Genomic DNA, 22,214 nt, shown 5'->3' on the forward strand with positions numbered 1-22,214 from the left:
TTCAGTCATGGACCGCCGCATTTTCGGGCTGGAGAACGAGTACGGCGTCACGTGTACGTTCAGGGGACAGCGGCGATTGTCTCCCGACGAGGTGGCGCGGTACCTCTTCCGCCGTGTCGTGTCATGGGGCCGCAGCAGCAATGTCTTTCTGCGAAACGGTGCCCGCCTCTATCTAGACGTGGGATCACATCCGGAATACGCCACTCCCGAATGTGACAACCTGACGGAACTCGTCACCCACGACAAGGCCGGCGAACGCATTCTGGAGGGACTCCTGGTAGACGCGGAGCGACGCCTGCACGAGGAAGGAATCGCGGGCGACGTCTACCTCTTCAAGAACAACACCGACTCGGCGGGCAACTCCTACGGATGCCACGAGAACTATCTGGTGGCTCGTCACGGGGAGTTCTCCCGGCTCGCGGACATTCTCATTCCCTTCCTCGTCACGAGGCAGCTCCTCTGTGGTGCCGGCAAGGTGCTGCAGACTCCTCGGGGCGCGGTGTACTGCGTCAGTCAGCGGGCGGAGCACATCTGGGAGGGTGTCTCCTCGGCGACGACCCGCTCCCGGCCGATCATCAACACCCGGGACGAGCCGCACGCGGACGCGGAGCGCTATCGCAGGCTGCATGTCATCGTCGGCGACTCGAACATGTCGGAGACGACCATGCTGCTCAAGGTCGGGGCCACCGATCTCGTGCTGCGCATGATCGAGGCGGGCACGGTGATGCGTGACCTGACCCTGGAGAACCCGATCCGGGCGATCCGCGAGGTCAGCCACGACATCACGGGCCGCCGCAAGGTGCGTCTGGCCAGTGGCCGGGAGGCCTCCGCGCTGGAGGTGCAGCGCGAGTACTACGAGAAGGCCGTGGACTTCGTGGAGCGCCGCGGCATCCGCACCGGGGTCGTGGACCAGGTCCTGGAGCTGTGGGGCCGCACGCTGGATTCGATCGAGTCCGAGGACCTCGACCGGATCGGTACCGAGATCGACTGGGTGATGAAGTACAAGCTCATCGAGCGGTACCGCGCCAAGCACAACATGACGATGTCGCATCCGCGCGTCGCCCAGATAGACCTCGCCTACCACGACATCCACCGTCGTCGGGGTCTCTACTACCTGCTGGAGAAGCGGGGCCAAGCCGCCAGGATCTGCAATGACTTGAAGATCTTCGAGGGCAAGTCGGTGCCGCCGCAGACCACCAGGGCCCGGTTGCGTGGCGATTTCATCCGGCGCGCGCAGGAACAGCGCCGCGATTTCACCGTCGACTGGGTTCATCTGAAGCTCAACGACCAGGCGCAGCGCACCGTGTTGTGCAAGGACCCGTTCCGTTCTGTCGACGACCGGGTGGAGAAGCTGATCGCCGGAATGTAGGCGGTTCTCCGCACGTCAGGGGTCCCGTACACCGCAGGTGTACGGGACCCCTGTATGTCCTCTGTACGTCTCTGTATGCCCTCGGCCGTATGTCCTCGATCGGCACAGTCGGATCCGCCTGCCCCGGTCGGGTGGCGTGAGGGCCTAGAGTGGCCGAACCCTGTTCGAGCGACCTGAGGATCGATGTGCGACGCCGAATTGCTGCTCTCCTGATCGTGCCCGCCCTGGCGCTGACCGCGTCCGCCTGCGGAAGTGACGACGACAAGGGCGGCAAGGACAAGCCTGATCCGTCGGCGTCGTCCTCCGCGTCCACCGCTGCTGTACCGAAGCCGGTGGACTCGGCGCCGCCGATGCCCGAGGTCAAGGGCGCCGTCGGCAAGAAGGCGACGATCGATGTGCCCAAGGACGACCCGAGCGGCAAGTTCGTCGTGCACCCGGTCTCCGAGGGCGACGGCGCGGTGGTGAAGAAGGACGACCTGGTGTCGATGAACTTCACCGGCAAGGTCTGGCAGAGCGGCAAGGACCTCGGCTCCTCGTACCAGAAGGGCGGAGCCCCGCAGTTGGTCACGGCCGGCTCCGAGACGGTCATCCCGGCGTTCGCCCAGGCGCTCGTGGGGCAGAAGGAGGGCAGCCGCGTCCTGGTCGTCGCTCCGCCGGCCGCCGGCTTCGGCAGCCAGGGCAACAAGCAGGTCGGAGTCTCGGGCACCGACACCCTGGTCTTCGCGCTCGACGTGGGCGATGTCGTCCCGAAGATGGCCGAGGGCAAGCAGGCGGCCATCCCGTCGGACCTGCCGCAGATCAAGGCCGACGACGAGGCGCCCGCCACCATCTCCGTGCCGAAGGGCGACCCGCCGGCCAAGCTCGTCGACAAGGTCCTCATCCAGGGCAAGGGTGCCGAGGTCAAGAGCGGCAAGTCGGTCACCATGCAGTACAGCGGCGCCGCCTGGCAGCTCAACGCGGGCAAGGAGAAGGCCACGCTCTTCGACTCGTCCTGGAAGACGGGCCAGCCCTTCACCACCGCCATCGGTCAGGGCCAGGTCATCCCCGGCTGGGACAAGGGGCTTGTCGGCAAGCACGTCGGGGACCGGGTCCTGCTGGTGATTCCGGCCGCCCAGGCGTACGGCAACGAGGCCAAGGGCAAGGAGCTGCCCGCCAAGTCCACCCTCGTGTTCGTGGTCGACATCCTGGCCACGAGCTGAGGATGACAGACTGTCCGGGTTGCCCCACCGAGAACGAGCAGGAGCACTGACGTGAGCATCGAGAAGCCCGAGATCGACTTCCCGGGCGGCGAGCCCCCCAAGGATCTCGAGATCAAGGACATCTGGGAGGGCGACGGCCCGGTGGCCAAGGCGGGCGACACCGTCTCCGTCCACTACGTCGGCGTGGCCTTCTCCACCGGTGAGGAGTTCGACGCGTCCTGGAACCGCGGCACGCCGCTCGGCTTCAAGCTGGGCGGCGGCCAGGTCATCGCGGGCTGGGACCAGGGTCTGCAGGGCATGAAGGTCGGCGGCCGCCGCCAGCTGATCATCCCGGCGCACCTCGCGTACGGCGACCGCGGTGCCGGTGCGCGTATCGGACCCGGCGAGACACTGATCTTCGTCTGCGACCTCGTCGGGGTCTGAGTCCGCATGGAGAGCCGGCCGCGGGGACTCCGTGGTCCGGTCATCATGAAGACCGGCTGACGTTCCGATCTTTGTATGTCGTGTGACCGCTGTCCGACCGGACTCGATCACTTGGGGCCCATGCCTGTCCGGGCATGGGCCCTCGGCTTTTGCCACGACACCCCGGGGCGGTACGGTCATCGGTCGGGAGCACCATAGGAAGGGCGTCGATGGCCATTGCCAAGGCAGAGCGGCTGATGAATCTGGCGCTGTGTCTGCTCGGGACGCGGCGACCGCTCAGCAAACGCGAACTCCGCGAGTCCATCGAGGCCTACCTGGAAGCCGGCTCGGACGACTCCTTCAACCGGATGTTCGAGCGGGACAAGGACGATCTGCGCGAACTCGGTCTGGTCATCGAGACGGTGGAGAACCTCGACGGCGAGGTCGGCTATCTGGCCCGCCGTGACAGCAACCGTCTGCCGCCCATCACGCTCGACGCCGAGGAGGCCGCCGCGCTCGGCCTCGCCGCCAAGGTCTGGCAGCAGGCGCGCCTCGCGGGCGCAGCGAGCGGCGCCCTGCAGAAGCTGCGCGCCGCGGGCCTGCCCGAGGGCGTCGACCCGTACGAGCCCCATGGCGCACTTGAGCCGCGCATCCCCGTGCACGAGGCGGCCTTCGAGCCGCTGATGCTGGCCTGCCGCGACCGGCGCCCCGTCACCTTCGACTACCGCAAGGCGACCGCGGCCCGTCCCGAGCCGCGCCATGTGGAGCCCTGGGCGCTGGAGTGCTGGCGCGGCCACTGGTACCTGGCCGGCTGGGACCGTGACCGGGGGGCCGAGCGAGTCTTCAGGCTGTCCCGGATCACCGGCAAGGTCCGTACCCGCAGTGGCAGGTACACGGCCGAGGTGCCCGACGTCGTGACCGTACGGGAGACCGTGGCGGGCTGGGCGGGGGACATCACCGACCGCTCCGCGCTGATCCGGCTGCGGACGGGCTCGGGATACCCGCTGCGCGCCAAGGCGGCGTCGTCGCGGGAACTCGGCGGCGGGTGGGACGAGTTGGAGATTCCGTACGGGCACGGTCTGGACGCCTGGCTGGTGGAGTTCGGACCCGACGTGGTGGTCCTGGAGCCCGCCGAGCTGCGGGCCGACGTCGTGGACCGGCTGCGCGCTGTGGCCAAGGGCTGAGGGGGACGTAGGAAAGTGGCAGGAAAACCGGCCAGGCCCACGAGCGCGATCGATCAGACGCGGCGGATGCTCTCCCTGGTGACGTATCTGCGTGAGCGCCCCGGCGCGCGGATCGAGGACGTGGCGCGGGCCTTCGGGATCACCGAGGACGAGCTGATCTCCGACCTCGACGTGCTGCCGTTGTGCGGGACCAGTTTCCGGGGCGGCGACCTGCTCGACATCGACACCGACGGCGACCGGATCTGGTGGCACAACCCGGACGATGTCGCGGAGCCGCTGCGGATCGCCGCCGACGAGGCGACCGCGCTCCTTGTGGCGGCGCGGGCCGTGTCGACCCTGCCGGGCCTGCGCGAGAGCGACCGGCAGGCGCTGCTGCGGGCCACCGCGAAGGTGGAGGCCGCCTCGGGCGAGGCGGCGGGTGCCAGTTCCCGGCTGTCGGTCACCTTCGAGGCGGAGGGCGGGGTCTTCGCGGACGTCGACCGTGCGATCTCGGAGCGGCGCAGGCTGTGGATCCGCTACTACTCGCCCTCGCGGGACGAGCTCAGCGAGCGCGAGATCGACCCGATCCGGCTGGTCAGCGTGGGGCACACCTATGTCGAGGCGTGGTGTCGTCGCTCGGAGGCCCGGCGTACCTTCCGGCTGGACCGGGTCGCCGAGATCAAGATCCTCGACGAGCCGTCGGCGCCGCCGGAGATTGAGCTGCGGGACCTCTCGGAGGGGCTGGTGCAGCCGTCCGCCGACGATCCGGAGGTGGTGGTGGAGGTCGGCCCCGGCGGACGCTGGGTCGCCGAGTACTACCCCCATGACAGCGCCGAGGAGCTGCCGGACGGAGGGCTGTGCATCACGCTGCGTACTCCCGACCCGGCATCGCTGCGCCGTCTGGCGCTGCGGCTCGGGCGCGACGGCCGGATCGTCTCGCCGCCGGAGGTCGCGGACAGCGCCCGCCGGGCGGCCCGTGCGGCGCTCGCGGCCTACGACGAACCGCAGGGAGTTCATGACGGGCTGTACGACAGGCAGGAGCAAGGGCTGTGAGCGAGTCGGCAATGTCTGGTATGAGTGAAATGTCCGTGGCATCCGCGTTCTCCGGGATGACGAGGGTCCACCCCGTGATGTTCAAGGCCGCGTGTCCCGACTGCCGGGTCGGTTTCGAACTCTCCGCGAGCGCCCTGCGTCTGGTCGTCGGCGCCACACATCGGACCACTTTCTACTCCTTCACCTGCCCGGAGTGCCGGACGACGGTGCGCAAGCCGGCCGGGGAGCGCATCGTCGAGCTGCTCATCGGGGGAGGGGTGCGGGCCCTTCGTCTGCACGCCACGGTTCAGGGGGCTTAGGGTCGGGTGATGTTCTGGCCGATGTTCGCGATCGCTGTGGGTTTCCTGGGAATCGTCGTCCTCGGAGTGCTGGCCGTCCGTGTCTTCGTGGAGGCGGAGCGTCTGGGCAGGCAGGTCGATGAATCCGCACGCCGGATCAACCGCGCGGCCGAGGATCTGGAGCGCGCCTCCGCAGGCGCGGCGCGCGCAGCGGACGCCCTCTGAGCCTTGCTGTCCATACGCTTTGAGTCACTCCGACCTGTCAACTTCGCGGGATCGGCAGGTACGCTGCTGGTCGCGGCCCGGAGAGAGAGGCGCGGACCGCGAACTGGGAGTACGCACAGGGATTGCCCCGCGTTCACCCCTGAGCGTTACGATCGCTGCCAGCGCGGCCTTCGGACAGAGGTCCGACCGGTCGGGCAGCAACCCAACCACGCCGCCTCGGTGAGAAGGTAAAAGCTTATGTTCGGAAGGCTCGGCGCTCCCGAGATCATTCTCATCCTCGTCGTCATCATCCTGCTGTTCGGCGCGAAGAAGCTTCCCGACATGGCCCGCTCCCTGGGCAAGTCCGCCCGCATCCTCAAGAGCGAGGCCAAGGCGATGAAGACCGAGGGCAAGGACGACAGCGCCGCCCCGGCCGCCCCGCCGCAGGACGACCAGCAGCCCCAGCGCACCATTCAGGCCGCGCCCGGCGACGTGACCAGCTCCCGCCCGGTCACCGAGCCGACGGACACGACCAAGCGCTGACGCAGGGCCGGTGATCTCCGGCCCGCCGCACGAGATGGGAACGTGGGTTGCTCAAGTCCGCCAGCAAGAAGGAAGAGAAGGATCCGGAGGGGCGGATGCCCCTCGCGGAACACCTTCGTGAGCTCCGCAACCGGCTCGCGAAGGCGATGCTGGCCATCGTCCTCGTCACGGTCGTCGCCGCTTTCTTCTACAACGACATCATCAACTTCTTCACCGAGCCGATCCTCAGAGAGGTCGGCTGTGACAAGACCTTCCAGCAGTTGGCGAAGTCGTCGTCCGACGAGCCCTGTGCGCAGATCACGATCAACGGTCTCCTCACGCCCTTCACGCTGGCCCTGAAGGTGTCTCTCATGGCCGGTGTCGTGCTGGCCTCGCCGGTCTGGCTCTACCAGCTCTGGGCGTTCGTCGCGCCCGGTCTGCACCGGGGCGAGAAGAAGTACGCCTACGGGTTCGTCGCCTCGGGCGTCCCGCTCTTCCTCGGCGGCGCCTTCTTCGCCTACAAGGTGCTTCCCACCACCGCGAAGGTCCTGATCGAGTTCACACCGTTCGGTGTCGACAACCTGCTGCCGCTGGACGACCTGCTCGACCTCGTGACGCGCATGGTCGTCGTCTTCGGTCTCTCCTTCGAGCTGCCGCTGCTCCTGGTGATGCTCAACATGAGCGGAGTGATCACCGGTAGGCGCATGGCCGGCTGGTGGCGCGGCATGATCATGGGGATCACCGTGTTCGCCGCGGTCGCCACCCCCAGCACGGACCCGCTGACGATGATGGCGCTCGCCGGGCCCATCTGGATCCTGTACTTCGCGGCCACCGCGTTCTCGCTGCTGAACGACCGCCGCAGGGCCCGGCGCGAGGCCCTGGGGCCCGACGACGACGAGGCCTCCGAGCTCGACCTCACGCCCGAGGACATCGGCGAGATCGAGTCCGTGCCGGCGAACCGCGTGCTGCCCGCCCAGGCGGCCTCCGAGCGGGAGCGGGTCAACGGTTACGACGACGCGACCTGACGGCGCGACCTGACGGCGCCGACGGCCTTGTGCGGGGGCCCTGAACCGCACCGTGCACCCAGCCGTGCGTGCCCGCTCCGCCCGCACCACCGGGCACACGTCCCGACCGGACGGACCCGGATCCGCAGGGTCCGATCGGATAATGATCGTCCTGTTGTCAGTGGTGGCCGGTAGTCTCGAATGCACGATGACAGAGGACCTCTCACCGGCCGAGCGGTACACGGCAGCACGGAAGCGCGCTGTCGAGCAGGCCACCGCGCTCGCCGGCTTCCGCGAGATGTACGACTTCGGCCTCGACCCCTTCCAGATCGAGTCCTGTGAAGCTCTTGAAGGGGGCAAGGGAGTCCTGGTGGCAGCGCCCACCGGGTCGGGCAAGACGATCGTCGGCGAGTTCGCCGTCCACCTGGCCCTGAAACAGGGCAAGAAGTGTTTCTACACGACACCCATCAAGGCGCTGTCGAACCAGAAGTACGCGGACCTCTCCCGCCGTTACGGCGCGGACAAGGTCGGCCTCCTCACCGGCGACAACAGCGTCAACGCCGATGCCCCGGTGGTCGTGATGACCACCGAGGTACTGCGCAACATGCTCTACGCGGGCTCGCGGACGCTCCTCGGCCTCGGGTACGTCGTCATGGACGAGGTGCACTACCTCTCGGACCGCTTCCGCGGTGCCGTGTGGGAGGAGGTGATCATCCACCTCCCCGAGTCGGTCACCCTGGTGTCGCTGTCGGCGACCGTGTCGAACGCGGAGGAGTTCGGGGACTGGCTGGACACCGTGCGCGGCGACACCGAGGTGATCGTCTCCGAGCACCGGCCCGTACCGCTGTTCCAGCATGTGCTCGCCGGACGCCGGACGTACGACCTCTTCGAGGAGGGCGAGGGCCACAAGAAGGCTGTCAACCCCGACCTCACGCGCCTGGCGCGCATGGAGGCGAGCCGCCCGTCGTACCAGGACCGCAAGCGGGGCCGCGCCATGCGCGACGCCGACCGGGAGCGCGATCGGCGACAGCGGTCCCGGGTGTGGACGCCGGGCCGGCCCGAGGTCATCGAGCGGCTCGACTCCGAAGGTCTGCTGCCCGCCATCACGTTCATCTTCAGCCGTGCCGCCTGCGAGGCCGCCGTCCAGCAGTGCATGTACGCGGGCCTGCGGCTGAACGACGAGGACGCACGGCACCGGGTCCGCGCCCTCGTCGAGGAGCGCACGGCGTCCATTCCGAACGAGGACCTGCATGTCCTCGGCTACTACGAGTGGCTGGAAGGCCTGGAGCGCGGCATCGCGGCCCACCACGCGGGCATGCTGCCGACGTTCAAGGAGGTCGTCGAGGAACTCTTCGTACGCGGCCTGGTGAAGGCGGTGTTCGCCACCGAGACCCTCGCGCTCGGCATCAACATGCCCGCCCGCTCGGTGGTGCTCGAGAAGCTCGTCAAGTGGAACGGCGAGCAGCACGCCGACATCACCCCCGGCGAGTACACCCAGCTCACCGGCCGGGCCGGTCGCCGTGGCATCGATGTCGAGGGCCACGCCGTGGTGCTGTGGCAGCGAGGGATGAACCCCGACCACCTGGCGGGACTCGCCGGTACGCGCACCTACCCGCTGCGCTCCAGCTTCAAGCCGTCGTACAACATGGCGGTGAACCTCGTGGAGCAGTTCGGGCGGCACCGCTCGCGCGAGCTCCTGGAGACGTCCTTCGCGCAGTTCCAGGCCGACAAGTCGGTCGTCGGGATCTCCCGCCAGGTGCAGCGCAACGAGGAGGGTCTTGAGGGCTACAAGGAGTCCATGACCTGCCACCTCGGGGACTTCGACGAGTACGCGCGACTGCGCCGTGAGCTCAAGGACCGTGAGACCGACCTGGCCAAGCAGGGCGCCTCCCAGCGGCGGGCCGAGGCGGCCGTCGCGCTGGAGAAGCTCAAGCCGGGCGACATCATCCACGTCCCGACCGGCAAGTTCGCGGGGCTCGCGCTGGTCCTCGACCCGGGGCTGCCCGCGGGGCGGTCCAACGGCCATCGGGGCTTCGAGCACCACGACGGGCCCCGGCCGCTCGTGCTGACCGCGGAGCGGCAGGTCAAGCGGCTCGCGTCGATGGACTTCCCGGTGCCCGTGGAGGCCCTGGAGCGGATGCGCATCCCGAAGTCGTTCAACGCGCGCTCGCCGCAGTCGCGCCGCGATCTGGCCTCCGCGCTGCGTACCAAGGCCGGGCACATCGTGCCCGACCGGCACCGCAAGAAGCGCGCGGAGGCCGCCGACGACCGCGAGATCGCCCGGCTGCGGACAGACATCCGGGCGCATCCCTGCCACGGGTGCAGCGACCGCGAGGACCATGCCCGCTGGGCCGAGCGCTACCACCGGCTGCTGCGCGACACCGCGCAGCTGGAGCAGCGCATCGAGGGCCGGACGAACACCATCGCCCGCACCTTCGACCGCATCGTGGCGCTGCTGACCGAGATGGACTATCTGCGCGGCGACGAGGTCACCGAGCACGGCAAGCGGCTCGCCCGGCTGTACGGCGAGATGGACCTGCTCTCCAGCGAATGCCTGCGCGAAGGAGTGTGGGAGGGCCTGGGACCGGCCGAACTGGCCGCGTGTGTCTCGGCGTTGGTGTACGAGTCCAGGGCCGCCGACGACGCGATGGCGCCCAGGCTGCCGTCCGGCAGGGCGAAGGCCGCGCTGGGCGAGATGGTCCGCATCTGGGGCCGGCTCGACGCCCTGGAGGAGGACTTCCGCATCACCCAGACGGAGGGCGTGGGCCAGCGCGAGCCCGACCTGGGCTTCGCCTGGGCGGCGCACGAGTGGGCGTCGGGCAAGGGCCTCGACGAGGTGCTGCGCGAGGCGGAGATGCCCGCCGGTGACTTCGTGCGCTGGTGCAAGCAGGTCATCGACGTGCTCGGGCAGATCTCGGCGGCGGCACCGATCTCCGGGGCGGCGAGTTCGACGGTGGCGAAGAACGCGCGCAAGGCGGTCGACCAGTTGCTGCGCGGAGTGGTGGCCTACTCGTCGGTGGGGTGAGCCGGCGAGGCGGTCCCGGGGCGCGGCCCGTGCGGGCGCCCCGGAGCCGGGCGTGACGTAGCACGAAAGCCCCTCACCTCTTCGGTGAGGGGCTTTCGCACGCCCGTACGGCATTACGTAGGGTGTTCGAATCGATACTGGGTGTGTAAATGTGACAGAGCGTACTCCTGTCACAGGGGTGATTTCCGGTGCTTGCTGAATATGACACAGCGATGATCCGGTCGGACTAAGCTCGCCCGCAGCGCACCGAGTTGGGATGTATTCGTGCGCTTGTTCCCAAAAGTTCCGAAGATCCAGTTACGCTCCAGATACCTTCCCCCCTCGACCTCCAGTCGAACTGTCTCAGAGGGCATACATGGTGAGTGTTCAATCGCCTCCCGGTGGCCGTGAAGTTCCGTACGCGCGCGCGTTGTTGTTGCCGGCCATAGCCATGGCCGCGACAACCGGTGCCGCCGTCGCCCTGGTGGCGCAGCCGGCTCGGACGGCCGTCGCCTGGTGCGGCGCCGTCGCGACCCTGCTCGTGATCGCGACGGCGGCAGAAGCGGTCCGCCGCGGCCGTGTCATCCGCGCGGCGCGAGCCGAACTCGCCCGCCGCACACAAGTCATGGAACGGCGCGTCTCCCTGCACGACGCCGAGATCGACCACCTCCGCGAGCAGCTGCTGCCCACCGTGCTCAAGGGGATGCGCGGCGGCCGGTCGCCCCAGGAGGCGGTCCGGCTGATCATCGACAGCGACCCCGCCCAGCGGAACATCCCCCGCTCCCAGCGCGCGCTCCTGATCGAAGTGCTGCGGATCATCGACAACGAGGAACTGCAGCGCGAGGCCGCGCAGCGCTCGTTCGTCAACATCGCCCGCCGTGTCCAGGCGATCGTCCACCAGCAGAACGTGGAACTCCGTGAGATGGAGGAGGACCACGGGCGCAATCCCGAGGTCTTCGACGACCTGCTGCGCATCGACCACGGCACCGCGCTGATCGGCCGCCTCGCCGACACCATCGCCGTGCTCGGCGGCGGCCGCCCCGGCCGCCAGTGGCCCGCACCCGTGCCGCTCTACAGCGTGCTGCGCGGTGCCATGTCCCGGATCCTGGAGTACCGGCGCATCGAGCTGCACTCCATCGCCAAGGTCAACGTCAACGGCATCCACGTCGAGCCGGTCATCCACGCGGCCGCCGAACTCCTCGACAACGCCACGCGGTACTCGCCGCCGCACACCAAGGTCCATGTCACCGCCGTCGAGGTGCAGACCGGCGTCGCCATCGAGATCGAGGACGCCGGCGTCAGCCTCAGCGAGGAAGCCCGCACGCGGGCCGAGCAGATGCTCGCGCGAGCGGCCGTCGGCCCCGACCTCAACCAGCTCGGTGAGGACCCGCGGCTCGGCCTCGCCGTCGTGGGCCGCCTCATGGACATGTACGACATGCAGGTCTCGCTGCGGCAGTCCGCCTACGGCGGCGTGCGCGCCGTCCTCGTGGTACCGCGCAAGCTGCTCACCACCGAGGACGACGCCCCCGGTCTCGCCCACGGCATCGGCGCCGCGGCCGTGCCCAAGGTCGACTTCGACGGGGTCGAGGGTCCCAAGCGCTCGGAGAAGAAGCGCCGTCCCACCACCGGGCCCCGTCCCGCCGTGCCGGAGGGCATGGAGGGCATGGACGACGAGGACGTCCCCGAGGTCACCGAGTGGACCGCCAACGGCCTGCCGCAGCGCCGCAGCCGGGTCAAGGTCCCGTACAGCCAGCGGGTGAGGGAAGCCAGGGCCGCCGCGGCGGAGGCGGAGATCGCGCGCAAGGAGGGGCGTCCCGTCATCGACTGGACCCGGTCGTCCACCCAGGTGCCCAAGAAGAAGAAGGAAGAGAAGGAACCCGGGCTGTGGGTCGAGGCGTTCATGGCCGGTCTCAAGGGCGGCGACGGCGACCAGCAGCAGACGCCCGGAGCGACGAACAGTCCGGCCCGCACCGAGGCCGACGACGAGGGGGACCTCAAGTGATCCAGCAGCGCGCCAATTTCGACTGGATGCTCAAGGAGCTGTCCGACGGGGTGTACGGGACCCGACAGGTCGTCGTGCTCTCCGCCGACGGTCTGCGTATCGCCCGGTACGGCGGCGACCCCGACGCAGCCGACCGCATCGCCGCTGCCTGCGCCGGACTCCAGAGCCTCGCCGGGGCGGTCGCCACCGAGATCCCCGACACCGACGGCAAGATGCGCATGGTGATCATCGAGATGGAGGGCGGCTACTTCTACATGATGGCCGCGGGCCCGAACGCCTACCTCGCGGTGCTGGCGGAGGCCCACGTCGACGCCGGGCTCATGAGCGCCCGTATGCGTGACCTCGTCGTCCGGATCGGTGCACACCTCACGAGTCCGCCCCGGCGGAACGGGCAGACCGTATGAGTCCTCCGCAACGACGCCGGCGCTTCCCCAAGGCGGCGCCGCAGCAGGAGAAACCCGCGCCCCGGGCCGAAGGGCGGAGCGGCCAGGGGCAGAGCGGCCAAGGCAGGACCCGCGAGCCGGAACGGCTGTACGTCGTCACCGGCCAGGCCGAGGGCGGCGACCGCGCCGAACTCGATCTGGTGACGTTGATCGTGACGTGCGCCGATGCCCCGCCCTCCGCCCAGCCGGAGCAGTCGGCGCTGCTCCGGCTCTGCCGGGCCCCCATGTCCGTGGCCGAAGTCTCGGCCTATCTCAATCTGCCGTTCAGCGTGGTGACCGTACTGCTGACCGAGCTGCTGACGGCTGAACTGGTACAGGCGCGCGTTCCGATCGTCCGCTCGGAGCTGCCCGACCGTTCCCTCCTCGAAGCGGTGATGCATGGACTTCAAAAGCTCTGAGACCGTCCCGGGACCTCGCGCCGAGGACCATCTCCCGCATACGGCGACCGCCGCGGTGAAGATCGTGATCGTGGGCGGTTTCGGGGTCGGCAAGACGACGATGGTGGGCTCCGTCAGCGAGATCAGGCCGCTGACCACCGAAGAGACCATGACGCAGGCAGGCATCGGAGTCGACGACAACTACGGCTCCGAGACGAAGACCGCCACCACCGTCGCGATGGACTTCGGCCGCATCAGCATCACCGAGCAGCTGGTGCTGTACCTGTTCGGCACCCCCGGCCAGGAGCGCTTCTGGTTCCTGTGGAACGGCCTGTTCGAGGGCGCTCTGGGGGCGGTCGTACTGGTCGACACCCGGCGCCTGGAAGTCAGCTTCGACGTCATCGGACGCCTGGAGGAGCGTGGCGTGCCGTTCGTCGTCGCCGTCAACGACTTCCCGGACGGCCCCCATTACCCCATGGAGGACCTGCGGGCGGCGCTCGACCTGTCCGAGGAGATCCCCATGGTGAAGTGCGACGCGCGCCGCCGGGCCTCCAGCCGGGACGTCCTGATGACGCTGATGCGCTTCCTGCACTCGATCGCGATGGCGTCGGCGTCGGCCTGACCCCGCCCCTGACCCTGCCTCCGATCCTGTCCGCGCCACCCCCCCCCAAGACACCGGAACAACTCAGCCCCGAAAGCGATCACCGTGACGCCTGAATCCCACTCCCTGACCGGCACGGACGACCCCATGTCCGGGCCGCCGCCGAGCTGCCCCGCCCACGGCACGGGCCCCGGCGGGCTGCGCCGCCTGTACGGACCCGAGGCGCAGGACCTGGCGGCCCTGTACGAGAAGCTCCGCGCCGAACACGGCGCCGTGGCGCCGGTACTGCTCCACAACGACGTGCCCATCTGGATGGTGCTCGGGCACGGCGAGAACCTCCACATGGTCAGCAGCCCCTCGCTCTACACCCGCGACAGCCGCATCTGGACCCCGCTCCTGGACGGCACGGCCGGCGCCGACCACCCGCTGATGCCGCTCATCGCCTGGCAGCCCATCTGCTCCCACGCCGAGGGCGACGAACACCAGCGGCTGCGCGCTTCGGTCATGGGCGCCATGTCGACCATCAACGCCCGCGACCTGCGCCGCCACATCAACCACTGGACCCAGGAGCTGGTCAACCAGTTCTGCCGGCGGGGCACCGCCGACCTGGTCTCCCAGTACGCCGAACATCTGCCGATGGCCGTGCTGTGCGAAATCCTCGGCATGCCCGACGAGTACGACGACCGGATGGTGCAGAGCGCCCGCGACCTGCTCAAGGGCACCGAGACCGCGATCGCCAGCAACGAGTACGTCATGAGCGTGCTGATGCGGCTCACCGTGCGCCGCCGGGCCCAGCCCGCCGAGGACTTCACCAGCCACCTCATCAACCACCCGGCCAAACTCACCGACGAAGAGGTGGGCCAGCATCTGCGCGTCGTCCTCCTCGCCGCGTACGAGGCCACGGCGAACCTCCTCGCCAACGTGCTGCGGGTGGTCCTCACCGACCCGGGCTTCCGGGCTCAGCTCAACGGCGGCCAGATGACGGTGCCCCAGGCGGTGGAACAGTCGCTGTGGGACGAGCCGCCGTTCAGTTCCGTCCTCGGCTACTTCGCCAAGCAGGACACGGAGCTGGGCGGGCAGCGCATCCGTAAGGGAGACGGGCTGCTGCTCGGGATCGCGCCGGGCAACGTCGACCCGCACGTCCGCCCGGACCTCAAGGTGAACATGAAGGGCAACCGCTCGCACCTCGCCTTCGGCGGCGGCCCGCACGAGTGCCCCGGCCAGGACATCGGCCGTGCCATCGCCGACGTCGGCGTCGACGCGCTCCTCAAGCGGCTTCCGGACGTGCAGCTCGCCGTCCCGGAAGGTGACCTGAAGCGGACCGCGTCGATCTCCTCGCGGCACCTGGTGGAACTGCCGGTCGTGTTCGAACCCGCGTCGCCGCAGGACGTCATGGACCGGCCCGGTGTCAGTGATGTGCCACGCCCGCGGCCGGACTGGGACGTCTCCGACCCGTCCCCGGACGCCGCTCCGGCGCCGCGTCCCACCATCGACCCGCCACAGGTCCCGGTCCCCGATCCGGCCACCGAACCGGAACACCGGCCCGGCGCCTGGCAGCGCTTCGTGCGCTGGTGGCGCGGTTACTGAGCCTGTCCGTCACCGGCCCAGTCGTCGTGGGCGGACCAGGCCAGAAGGGTCCGCCCACTCCTGAACGCATGCCGGTGCCCCGTGACCGGATCGGTGAACTCCAGCACCCGCGCGAGCAGTTGGAGCGGGCGCCGGAAGTCACCGGCCGGCACGGGACCGGTGACCACCGGGTACAGCGGGTCGCCGAGGATCGGCACGCCCAACGCGCTCATGTGTACCCGCAGTTGATGGGTCTGGCCGGTCCGGGGAAGCAGCCGGTAGCGAGCGAGGCCGTCCCGCTGTTCCGCCAGTTCGATCCGGCTCACGGCGTTCGGCTCGCCCGGCACCTCCCGGGCGGCGAGTACCCCCCGCTCCTTGTGGATCCGGCTGCGGACGGTACGGGGCAGGTCCAGCGCCTCCGCGTACGGCGCGACCGCCTCGTACTCCTTGTGCACGAGGCGGTCGCGGAACAGTGCCTGGTACGCGCCCCGCTCCTCGGGCCGCACCGTGAACAGCACGAGCCCGGCGGTGAGCCGGTCGAGCCGGTGCGCGGCGCCGAGCGCGGGCACCCCCAGCTCCCGCCGCAGTCGCGCGAGAACCGTCTCGGTGACATGACTGCCCCGGGGCGTCGTGGCGATGAAGTGCGGTTTGTCGGCCACCACGATGTGCTCGTCGCGGTACACGACCTCCACGGGGAACGGCACTGGCTCCTCGTCGGGCGGTTCCCGGTGGAACCACACGAACGTCCCGGGCGCGTACGCCGTGTCCGGTGTCACGGGCCGCCCGTCGGCCGTCACGATCAGTCCTGCGGTGAGCATCTCGTCGATCACCGCGGCCCGCGGCGCGAGCCGCTCCACCAGATGCTCCCGTACGGTGCCCCACGCCCCGGCGGCCGGCAGCCGTACCCGCACCGGATCCACCCCTGCACGCTGGGGCAGGGGAGAAGGCGGAATCCGGGTTTTGCGTCTCACCCAGTCAAGCCTACGCAGGGCCTCACCGGCCGGACAGGTCCCAGTGCCGCGGCACTGGCGCGGCACTAGGAGGCAGGAGGCTGCGCCTCCTGTTCCGCCTCGACCTGCGCGTTCCAGTCCCGCTTCGCGGCCTGCCACCCGTCCTCGTTGTGCCCGAGCCGCCAGTATCCGGAGATGGAGATGTCCTCGCGCGAGATCTGGTGCTCGACCCGCAGCAGCCGGCGCAGCTCCTTCACGAACCCGGCCTCGCCGTGCACGAACGCGTGCACCCGGCCCGCCGGGAACTCCAGCGCCTGTACGGCGGCCACGAGTGCCTCGCCGACCGGCCGGTCACCGCGGTGCAGCCAGACGACCTCCACTTCGGAGTCGATCTTCTGCTCCTCCTCGGGTCCCGCGACCTCCACGAAGGCACGCACCTGGGCGCCGTGGGGCATCGCCTCCAGCGAGGCGGCGATGGCGGGCAGCGCACTCTCGTCACCGGCCAGCAGATGCCAGTCGGCCTCGGTGTCGGGGGCGTACGCCCCGCCCGGTCCGAGGAAGCGCACGAGCTCGCCCGCCTGGACGCGGGCCGCCCACGGTCCGGCGAGTCCCTCGTCTCCGTGGATCACGAAGTCGAGCGTCAGCTCGCGCTGCTCGGGGTTCCAGGCGCGCACGGTGTACGTACGCGTCACGGGCCACTGCTCGCGCGGGAACTCCTCGCGGATCCGCGCCATGTCGAAGGGCTCCGGATATGTCACGCCCTCGGCCCCGAACAGGAGCTTCACGTAGTGATCGGTGCTGGTGCCCACGGTGAAATCGGCGAGTCCCTCGCCGCCGACGACCACGCGCTGCATATGAGGAGTGAGCCGCTCCGTGCTGACGACTCGCGCGGAATGCGGCTTGGGTGCCCTGCGTACCGGACGCTCTGTCATAACGGCCTCCTGGAAAGTTCGCTAAGGCTTACCTAAGTTAGCACCTCTCCCTGCGTGGCACCGCTCGGACGCGGAACCCAGGACCTCACTCGGGCAAGCCGACCACCCCACGCACCCAGTCTCCCTCTCAGGCCCCCAGTGTCGACAGCAGTCGCGTCAGCGAGCCGCCGAGACCCCAGCGCGCCGCGAGCGCGTCGAGAGCAGCCGGATCGCGCGGCGTGCGGGGGAGCGCCGTGTCCACCTCCGGCAGGGGCACGTCTCCGGCCACCTTGACGACCTTAGGCGCGACGGAGACATACGGCCGCGACTCGTCCAGACGTTTACGCTGCGACGGCGTGAGCTTTGCCTTCGGGTCGTCCACCGCCGCCATGATCCCGGCCACGTCCCCGAACTCGGCCAGCAGTTTGGCGGCCGTCTTCTCGCCGATGCCCGGCACGCCCGGCAGTCCGTCGCTCGGGTCGCCGCGCAGCAGCGCGAGATCCGCGTACCCGGGCCCGTCGACGCCGTACTTCTCGCGCAGCCACGCCTCGTCCGTGAGCTGCAGCGTGCCGACACCCTTGAGGGGGTACAGCACGCGTACGCCCCGCTTGTCGTCGACCAGTTGGTACAGGTCGCGGTCGCCGGTGACGATGTCGACCGGGCCCGTGGCGCGGCCGGTGAACGTGCCGATCACGTCGTCCGCCTCGTACCCCTCGACGCCCACGCGCGCGATGCCCAGGGCGTCCAGGACCTCCTCGATGACCGGCACCTGCGGTGACAGCGTGTCGGGCACCTCCTCCACGTCCGGCCCGGCCTCGGTCTCCGTGGCCACGCGGTGGGCCTTGTACGAGGGGATCAGGTCGACCCGCCACTGCGGCCGCCAGTCCGCGTCCATGCACGCCACCAGATCGTCCGGCCGGTGGTCCTTCACCAGCCGGTCGATGAACTCGAGCAGGCCCCGCACGGCGTTCACGGGCGTGCCGTCCGGGGCCCGCACGGATTCAGGCACCCCGAAATAGGCCCGGAAGTACAGGGAGGCGGAGTCAAGGAGCATGGTTCGCCGAGGATGATGAGTCTGCTGCGTCACGCCTCGCATCATGCCGTACGCCACTGACAGTCGCTGTGAGTCACGGCCCGGCGCGGACAGTGGGCGAAAGCGGGTTCCGCAACCCGCCCGAAGTAAACAGAATGTGAACTGGGACACGGTCGGGTTTGCGCCATCGCGGTGGGGGCAGGTGCGATCCGGAGCGAACCCGGTCGCGTCTTCAACAACATGACGTGTGCGAACCGGATGTGCGGGCGGACCCCGCGTCGCTTCACGGCCCGCCGGCGGGGGAGGCGGGCCGTATTCGTTCAACCTGAGAGGTACTCGTGTCATCCAGGCTGCAGGCGGAACAGCTCTACAAAGTGTTCGGCAGACGACCCGGCGAAACGGTGGAGCGGCTGCGCGGGGGAGCCGACCGTGAGGGACTGCGTGCCGACGGCATCACCGCCGCGGTGGTCGACGTGTCCTTCACCGTGGAACCGGGCGAGATCTTCGTTGTGATGGGCCTGTCCGGATCCGGCAAGTCCACGCTGCTGCGCATGCTCAACGGACTCCTGGAGCCGACCGCGGGACGCGTGGTCTTCGACGGGCAGGACCTGACCGCGCTGAACGACCGTGAGATGCGGGAGGTCCGCTCCCGGAAGGTCAGCATGGTCTTCCAGCACTTCGCTCTCTTCCCGCACCGCAGTGTCCTGGAGAACGCCGCGTACGGCCTCGAGGTACAGGGCGTGCCGCGCGCCGAACGTTACGAGCGCGCCAACAAGGCCCTGATCCTGGCCGGGCTCGCCGGCTGGGAGAAGTCCTGGCCCGACGAACTGTCCGGCGGTATGCAGCAGCGTGTGGGCCTCGCCCGGGCGCTCGCCACCGACGCCGACCTCCTGTTGATGGACGAGTCCTTCAGCGCGCTCGACCCGCTGATCCGGCGGGACATGCAGGACCAGCTGATCGAACTCCAGAAGAAGCTCAAGAAGACCATCGTCTTCATCACCCACGACCTCAACGAGGCCATGAGACTGGGCGACCGCATCGCCGTCATGCGGGACGGGGAGATCGTCCAGATCGGCACCGCCGAGGACATCCTCGTCCGCCCCGCGAACGACTACGTCGCCTCCTTCACCCAGGACGTCGACCGCTCCCGGGTCCTCACCGCCGCCTCCGTCATGGACACGGAGCTGCGCGGCGACGAGGCGGACTGCGGCTGCGAGACGGCCAGGCCCGACACGTCGTTCGGTGACCTGTGCGCTGTCAGCGCGCGGCTGACGCACCCCGTCGCCGTCGTCGACAAGAAGGGCAAACTGGTCGGGGTGGTGCCCCGGAGGCGGCTCGTCGGCTTCCTCGGCGACGAACAAGGAGAACCCGTGCCCTGCGACAGTCCGGGCGGCAAGACCCTCGGGACGGTGAAGTCCGATGCCTAGAGTCCCCTTCGGCGACTGGGTCAACGACACGGTCGACTGGCTGCTGAACCACATGGCGTGGCTCTTCGACTTCTTCAAGACCGTCTTCCTCGGCACCTACGACGGCATCAACGCCGTTCTCCAGGCCCCTGAACCCCTCCTCCTCGCGGGCATCTTCGCGGTCATCGCGTTCTGGCTGCGCGGCACCTCGGCCGGTGTCCTCACCTTCGTGGGCTTCGCCTTCATCGACTCCCTCGAACTGTGGGAGAACGCGATGATCACTCTGTCGCTCGTTCTCGTGGCGACGATCATCGCGCTCGTCATATCCGTGCCCGTCGGCATCTGGGCGGCCCGCTCCGACCGGGTCAGCGGCATCGTGCGGCCCGTGCTCGACTTCATGCAGACGCTGCCGGCGATGATCTACCTGATCCCGGCGATCCTGTTCTTCGGCACCGGCGCCCCCGCGGGCATCGTGGCCACCCTGATCTTCGCCCTGGCACCCGGCGTCCGGATGACCGAGCTGGGCATCCGCCAGGTCGACAAGGACCTGGTCGAGGCGGCCGACGCGTTCGGCACCACCCCCGGCAACATCCTGCTGCGTGTCCAGCTCCCGCTGGCGCTGCCCACGGTGATGGCGGGCGTCAACCAGGTCATCATGCTGGGCCTGTCCATGGCCGCCATCGCGGGCATGGTCGGCACCGGCGGCCTCGGTGGCGACGTCAACGAGGCCATCGGTCAGCTGAACGTCGGCCTCGGCTCCGAGGCGGGCGTCGCCATCGTCATCCTCGCCATCTACCTGGACCGGATGACCAGCGCGCTGGGCACCGAGGTCTCGCCGCTCGGCCGCCGCGCCGCCGCCAAGCTGCAAGCCGCGCAGGGCCTGAAGATCTGGTCCTACCGCCCCCAGGCCGGCGTCGCGGTGATCGGCGTCGTCGTGCTCGCGCTCGTCGCGGGCGGCATGGGCGTCTTCGGCTCCGACGACAGCGAGACCGCCGCGTCCGACAGCGGCGACGTTGGACAGGGCAAGAAGATCACCATCGGTTACATCCCCTGGGACGAGGGCGTGGCCTCCACCTTCCTCTGGAAGGAGATCCTGGAGCAGCGCGGCTACAAGGTCGACGTCAAGCAGTTCGACGCCGGCCCGCTCTACACCTCGCTCGCCCAGGGCGACATCGACTTCCAGACCGACTCCTGGCTGCCCGTCACGCACGAGCAGTACTGGAAGAAGTACGGCAAGCAGCTCGACGACCTGGGCTCCTGGTACGGCCCGACGTCGCTGGAACTGAGCGTGCCCGCCTACATGAAGGACATCAAGTCCCTGGCGGACCTCAAGGGCAAGGCCGCCGAGTTCGACGGCAAGATCACCGGCATCGAGTCGAGCGCCGGAATGATGGGCCTGCTCAAGACCAAGGTCCTCAAGGCGTACGGGCTCGACAAGGAGTACAAGGTCGTCGACAGCTCCACGCCCGCGATGCTGGCCGAGCTGAAGCGCGCGTACGCCAAGAAGGAGCCGTTCGTCGGCACGCTCTGGTCGCCGCACTGGGCGTACAGCGACTACAAGCTGAAGAAGCTCAAGGACCCCAAGGGTGCCTGGGGTTCGGGCGACGGCGTGCACACGCTCTCCCGCAAGGGGTTCGCCAAGGAGAACCCGGCCGTCGGCAAGTGGCTCAAGAACTTCAAGATGACCGAGAAGCAGCTCACGAGCCTTGAGTCGGAGATCAACAAGGCCGGCAAGGGCGCGCAGCAGGACGCCGTACGCACCTGGCTGAAGAGCAATCCCGGCGTCGTCGACAAGCTGGCCCCGGTCGCGAGCTCCTCGTCGAGCACCCCCGCCGAGGCGAAGAACGCCATCGACGTCGCCTGGTTCCCGTGGGACGAGGACGTCGCCGTCACCTACCTGTGGAAGAACGTCCTGGCCCGGCGCGGCTACACGCTGGACCTGAAGCAGATGGACGTCGGCCCGGTCTACACGGGCCTCGCCTCGGGCGACATCGACCTCAACTTCGACGCGTGGCTGCCCTACGCGCAGTCGAACTACTGGAACAAGCACAAGAAGAACCTGCGGGACCTCGGCACCTGGTACGAGCCGACGTCCCTGGAGATCGCGGTGCCCTCCTACGTCAAGGACGTCAAGTCCCTGGCGGACCTCAAGGGCAAGGCCGACACCTTCGACGGCAAGATCATCGGCATCGAGCCGGGCACCGGCGAGATGAACATCCTCAAGAAGGACGTGCTCCCGGGCTACGGCCTGGACAAGGAGTACGAGGTCGTCGACGGCTCCACGCCCGCGATGCTGGCCGAGCTGAAGCGCGCGTACAGCAAGAAGGAGCCCGTCGCCGTCGTTCTGTGGTCCCCGCACTGGGCCTACAGCGAGTACAAGCTCACCAAGCTGTCGGACGAGAAGAAGCTGTTCGGTGAGGGCAACACGATCCGGACCATCTCCAACAAGAAGTTCCCCGAGCAGTATCCGCAGCTCACCAAGTGGATCAAGAACTTCAAGATGAGCGAGGACGAACTCGGCAGCCTGGAGGCCGAGATCAAGGACCGTGGCCAGGGACACGAGGAGGACGCCGTCGCCGCGTGGCTCAAGGAGCACCCGGACATGGTGGAGCGCATGACTCCGCAGTGACCCCGCGGTGACCCCGCGAACGTAGTCCGCGAACGACAGCGAGGGGTGGGCGGCGGCCGAGGGCCCCGCCCAACGACCCCCGGGGGCCGGGCCCGGAC

Annotated in this window: 20 protein-coding genes; 17 read left to right on the forward strand and 3 right to left on the reverse strand. The window is 69.0% G+C overall.

The genetic code is table 11. The annotated features are described in order from the left end of the window. Positions 1-7 precede the first annotated feature (7 nt). The 15 genes from pafA (at position 8) to AB0D14_RS08760 (ending at position 15,208) form a co-directional block, all read left to right on the forward strand. A complete protein-coding gene (gene pafA / locus AB0D14_RS08690) occupies positions 8-1,369 on the forward strand; it encodes a Pup--protein ligase (protein ID WP_149512755.1) in 1,362 nt (453 codons plus the stop codon). A 185-nt stretch (positions 1,370-1,554) separates the two neighbouring features. Then, positions 1,555-2,568, forward strand: coding sequence for an FKBP-type peptidyl-prolyl cis-trans isomerase (locus AB0D14_RS08695; RefSeq protein ID WP_362776154.1), 1,014 nt, complete (start codon positions 1,555-1,557; stop codon positions 2,566-2,568). Positions 2,569-2,619: 51 nt separating this feature from the next. Further along, positions 2,620-2,991, forward strand: a complete 372-nt coding sequence (locus AB0D14_RS08700) for an FKBP-type peptidyl-prolyl cis-trans isomerase (RefSeq protein WP_362776156.1) — start codon at positions 2,620-2,622, stop codon at positions 2,989-2,991. 209 nt (positions 2,992-3,200) lie between these two features. Then, complete coding sequence (locus tag AB0D14_RS08705) at positions 3,201-4,154, forward strand: WYL domain-containing protein (RefSeq protein ID WP_362776158.1); 954 nt, start codon at positions 3,201-3,203, stop codon at positions 4,152-4,154. 15 nt (positions 4,155-4,169) lie between these two features. After that, the gene (locus AB0D14_RS08710; protein ID WP_362776160.1) at positions 4,170-5,186 is read left to right on the forward strand and encodes a WYL domain-containing protein; all 1,017 of its coding nucleotides are present in this window, start codon (positions 4,170-4,172) and stop codon (positions 5,184-5,186) included. Then, on the forward strand, positions 5,183-5,485 hold the full coding sequence (locus AB0D14_RS08715) for a hypothetical protein (RefSeq protein ID WP_362776162.1): 303 nt from the start codon (positions 5,183-5,185) through the stop codon (positions 5,483-5,485). The genes AB0D14_RS08710 and AB0D14_RS08715 overlap by 4 nt, the downstream gene beginning before the upstream one ends. A 9-nt stretch (positions 5,486-5,494) precedes the next feature. Continuing rightward, on the forward strand, positions 5,495-5,689 hold the full coding sequence (locus AB0D14_RS08720; RefSeq protein WP_362776163.1) for a hypothetical protein: 195 nt from the start codon (positions 5,495-5,497) through the stop codon (positions 5,687-5,689). 237 nt (positions 5,690-5,926) lie between these two features. Continuing rightward, entirely contained in the window at positions 5,927-6,211 is a 285-nt protein-coding gene (tatA, locus tag AB0D14_RS08725; RefSeq protein WP_055518972.1) for a Sec-independent protein translocase subunit TatA, read from the forward strand. Between the two features lie 47 nt (positions 6,212-6,258). Next, complete coding sequence (tatC, locus tag AB0D14_RS08730; protein ID WP_362776165.1) at positions 6,259-7,215, forward strand: twin-arginine translocase subunit TatC; 957 nt, start codon at positions 6,259-6,261, stop codon at positions 7,213-7,215. Between the two features lie 142 nt (positions 7,216-7,357). Further along, the gene (locus AB0D14_RS08735) at positions 7,358-10,219 is read left to right on the forward strand and encodes a DEAD/DEAH box helicase (RefSeq protein WP_362776167.1); all 2,862 of its coding nucleotides are present in this window, start codon (positions 7,358-7,360) and stop codon (positions 10,217-10,219) included. A gap of 355 nt (positions 10,220-10,574) precedes the next feature. Next, positions 10,575-12,200: an ATP-binding protein gene (locus AB0D14_RS08740; protein WP_362776169.1), complete on the forward strand. Its 1,626-nt coding sequence runs from the start codon at positions 10,575-10,577 to the stop codon at positions 12,198-12,200. Then, entirely contained in the window at positions 12,197-12,604 is a 408-nt protein-coding gene (locus AB0D14_RS08745; RefSeq protein ID WP_107019841.1) for a roadblock/LC7 domain-containing protein, read from the forward strand. The genes AB0D14_RS08740 and AB0D14_RS08745 overlap by 4 nt, the downstream gene beginning before the upstream one ends. Continuing rightward, the gene (locus AB0D14_RS08750) at positions 12,601-13,041 is read left to right on the forward strand and encodes a DUF742 domain-containing protein (protein WP_362776171.1); all 441 of its coding nucleotides are present in this window, start codon (positions 12,601-12,603) and stop codon (positions 13,039-13,041) included. The genes AB0D14_RS08745 and AB0D14_RS08750 overlap by 4 nt, the downstream gene beginning before the upstream one ends. Further along, complete coding sequence (locus AB0D14_RS08755; RefSeq protein ID WP_362776173.1) at positions 13,022-13,642, forward strand: ATP/GTP-binding protein; 621 nt, start codon at positions 13,022-13,024, stop codon at positions 13,640-13,642. The genes AB0D14_RS08750 and AB0D14_RS08755 overlap by 20 nt, the downstream gene beginning before the upstream one ends. A gap of 84 nt (positions 13,643-13,726) precedes the next feature. Then, on the forward strand, positions 13,727-15,208 hold the full coding sequence (locus AB0D14_RS08760; RefSeq protein ID WP_362776175.1) for a cytochrome P450: 1,482 nt from the start codon (positions 13,727-13,729) through the stop codon (positions 15,206-15,208). Here AB0D14_RS08760 and AB0D14_RS08765 read toward each other — a convergent pair. From AB0D14_RS08765 to AB0D14_RS08775, 3 genes are all read right to left on the reverse strand, one after another. Next, complete coding sequence (locus AB0D14_RS08765) at positions 15,202-16,158, reverse strand: RluA family pseudouridine synthase (RefSeq protein ID WP_362776176.1); 957 nt, start codon at positions 16,156-16,158, stop codon at positions 15,202-15,204. The two genes, AB0D14_RS08760 and AB0D14_RS08765, sit on opposite strands and share 7 nt — an antisense overlap. Before the next feature lie 65 nt (positions 16,159-16,223). Further along, on the reverse strand, positions 16,224-17,069 hold the full coding sequence (locus AB0D14_RS08770; RefSeq protein ID WP_362776178.1) for a siderophore-interacting protein: 846 nt from the start codon (positions 17,067-17,069) through the stop codon (positions 16,224-16,226). A gap of 127 nt (positions 17,070-17,196) precedes the next feature. Beyond that, positions 17,197-18,147 (reverse strand): 5'-3' exonuclease, encoded by a 951-nt coding sequence (locus AB0D14_RS08775; protein ID WP_362776180.1) that lies wholly within the window; start codon positions 18,145-18,147, stop codon positions 17,197-17,199. A gap of 272 nt (positions 18,148-18,419) precedes the next feature. On the opposite strand from AB0D14_RS08775, the gene AB0D14_RS08780 reads away from it, so the two are divergent. Together AB0D14_RS08780 and AB0D14_RS08785 are read left to right on the forward strand one after the other, a co-directional pair. After that, positions 18,420-19,508: a betaine/proline/choline family ABC transporter ATP-binding protein gene (locus AB0D14_RS08780; protein ID WP_362776182.1), complete on the forward strand. Its 1,089-nt coding sequence runs from the start codon at positions 18,420-18,422 to the stop codon at positions 19,506-19,508. Then, the gene (locus tag AB0D14_RS08785) at positions 19,501-22,116 is read left to right on the forward strand and encodes an ABC transporter permease/substrate binding protein (protein WP_362776184.1); all 2,616 of its coding nucleotides are present in this window, start codon (positions 19,501-19,503) and stop codon (positions 22,114-22,116) included. Before AB0D14_RS08780 ends, AB0D14_RS08785 begins: the two co-directional genes overlap by 8 nt. Positions 22,117-22,214: the final 98 nt, after the last annotated feature.

Origin of the sequence: Streptomyces sp. NPDC048484 (genome assembly GCF_040651415.1) — a bacterium.
Lineage (GTDB): Bacteria > Actinomycetota > Actinomycetes > Streptomycetales > Streptomycetaceae > Streptomyces.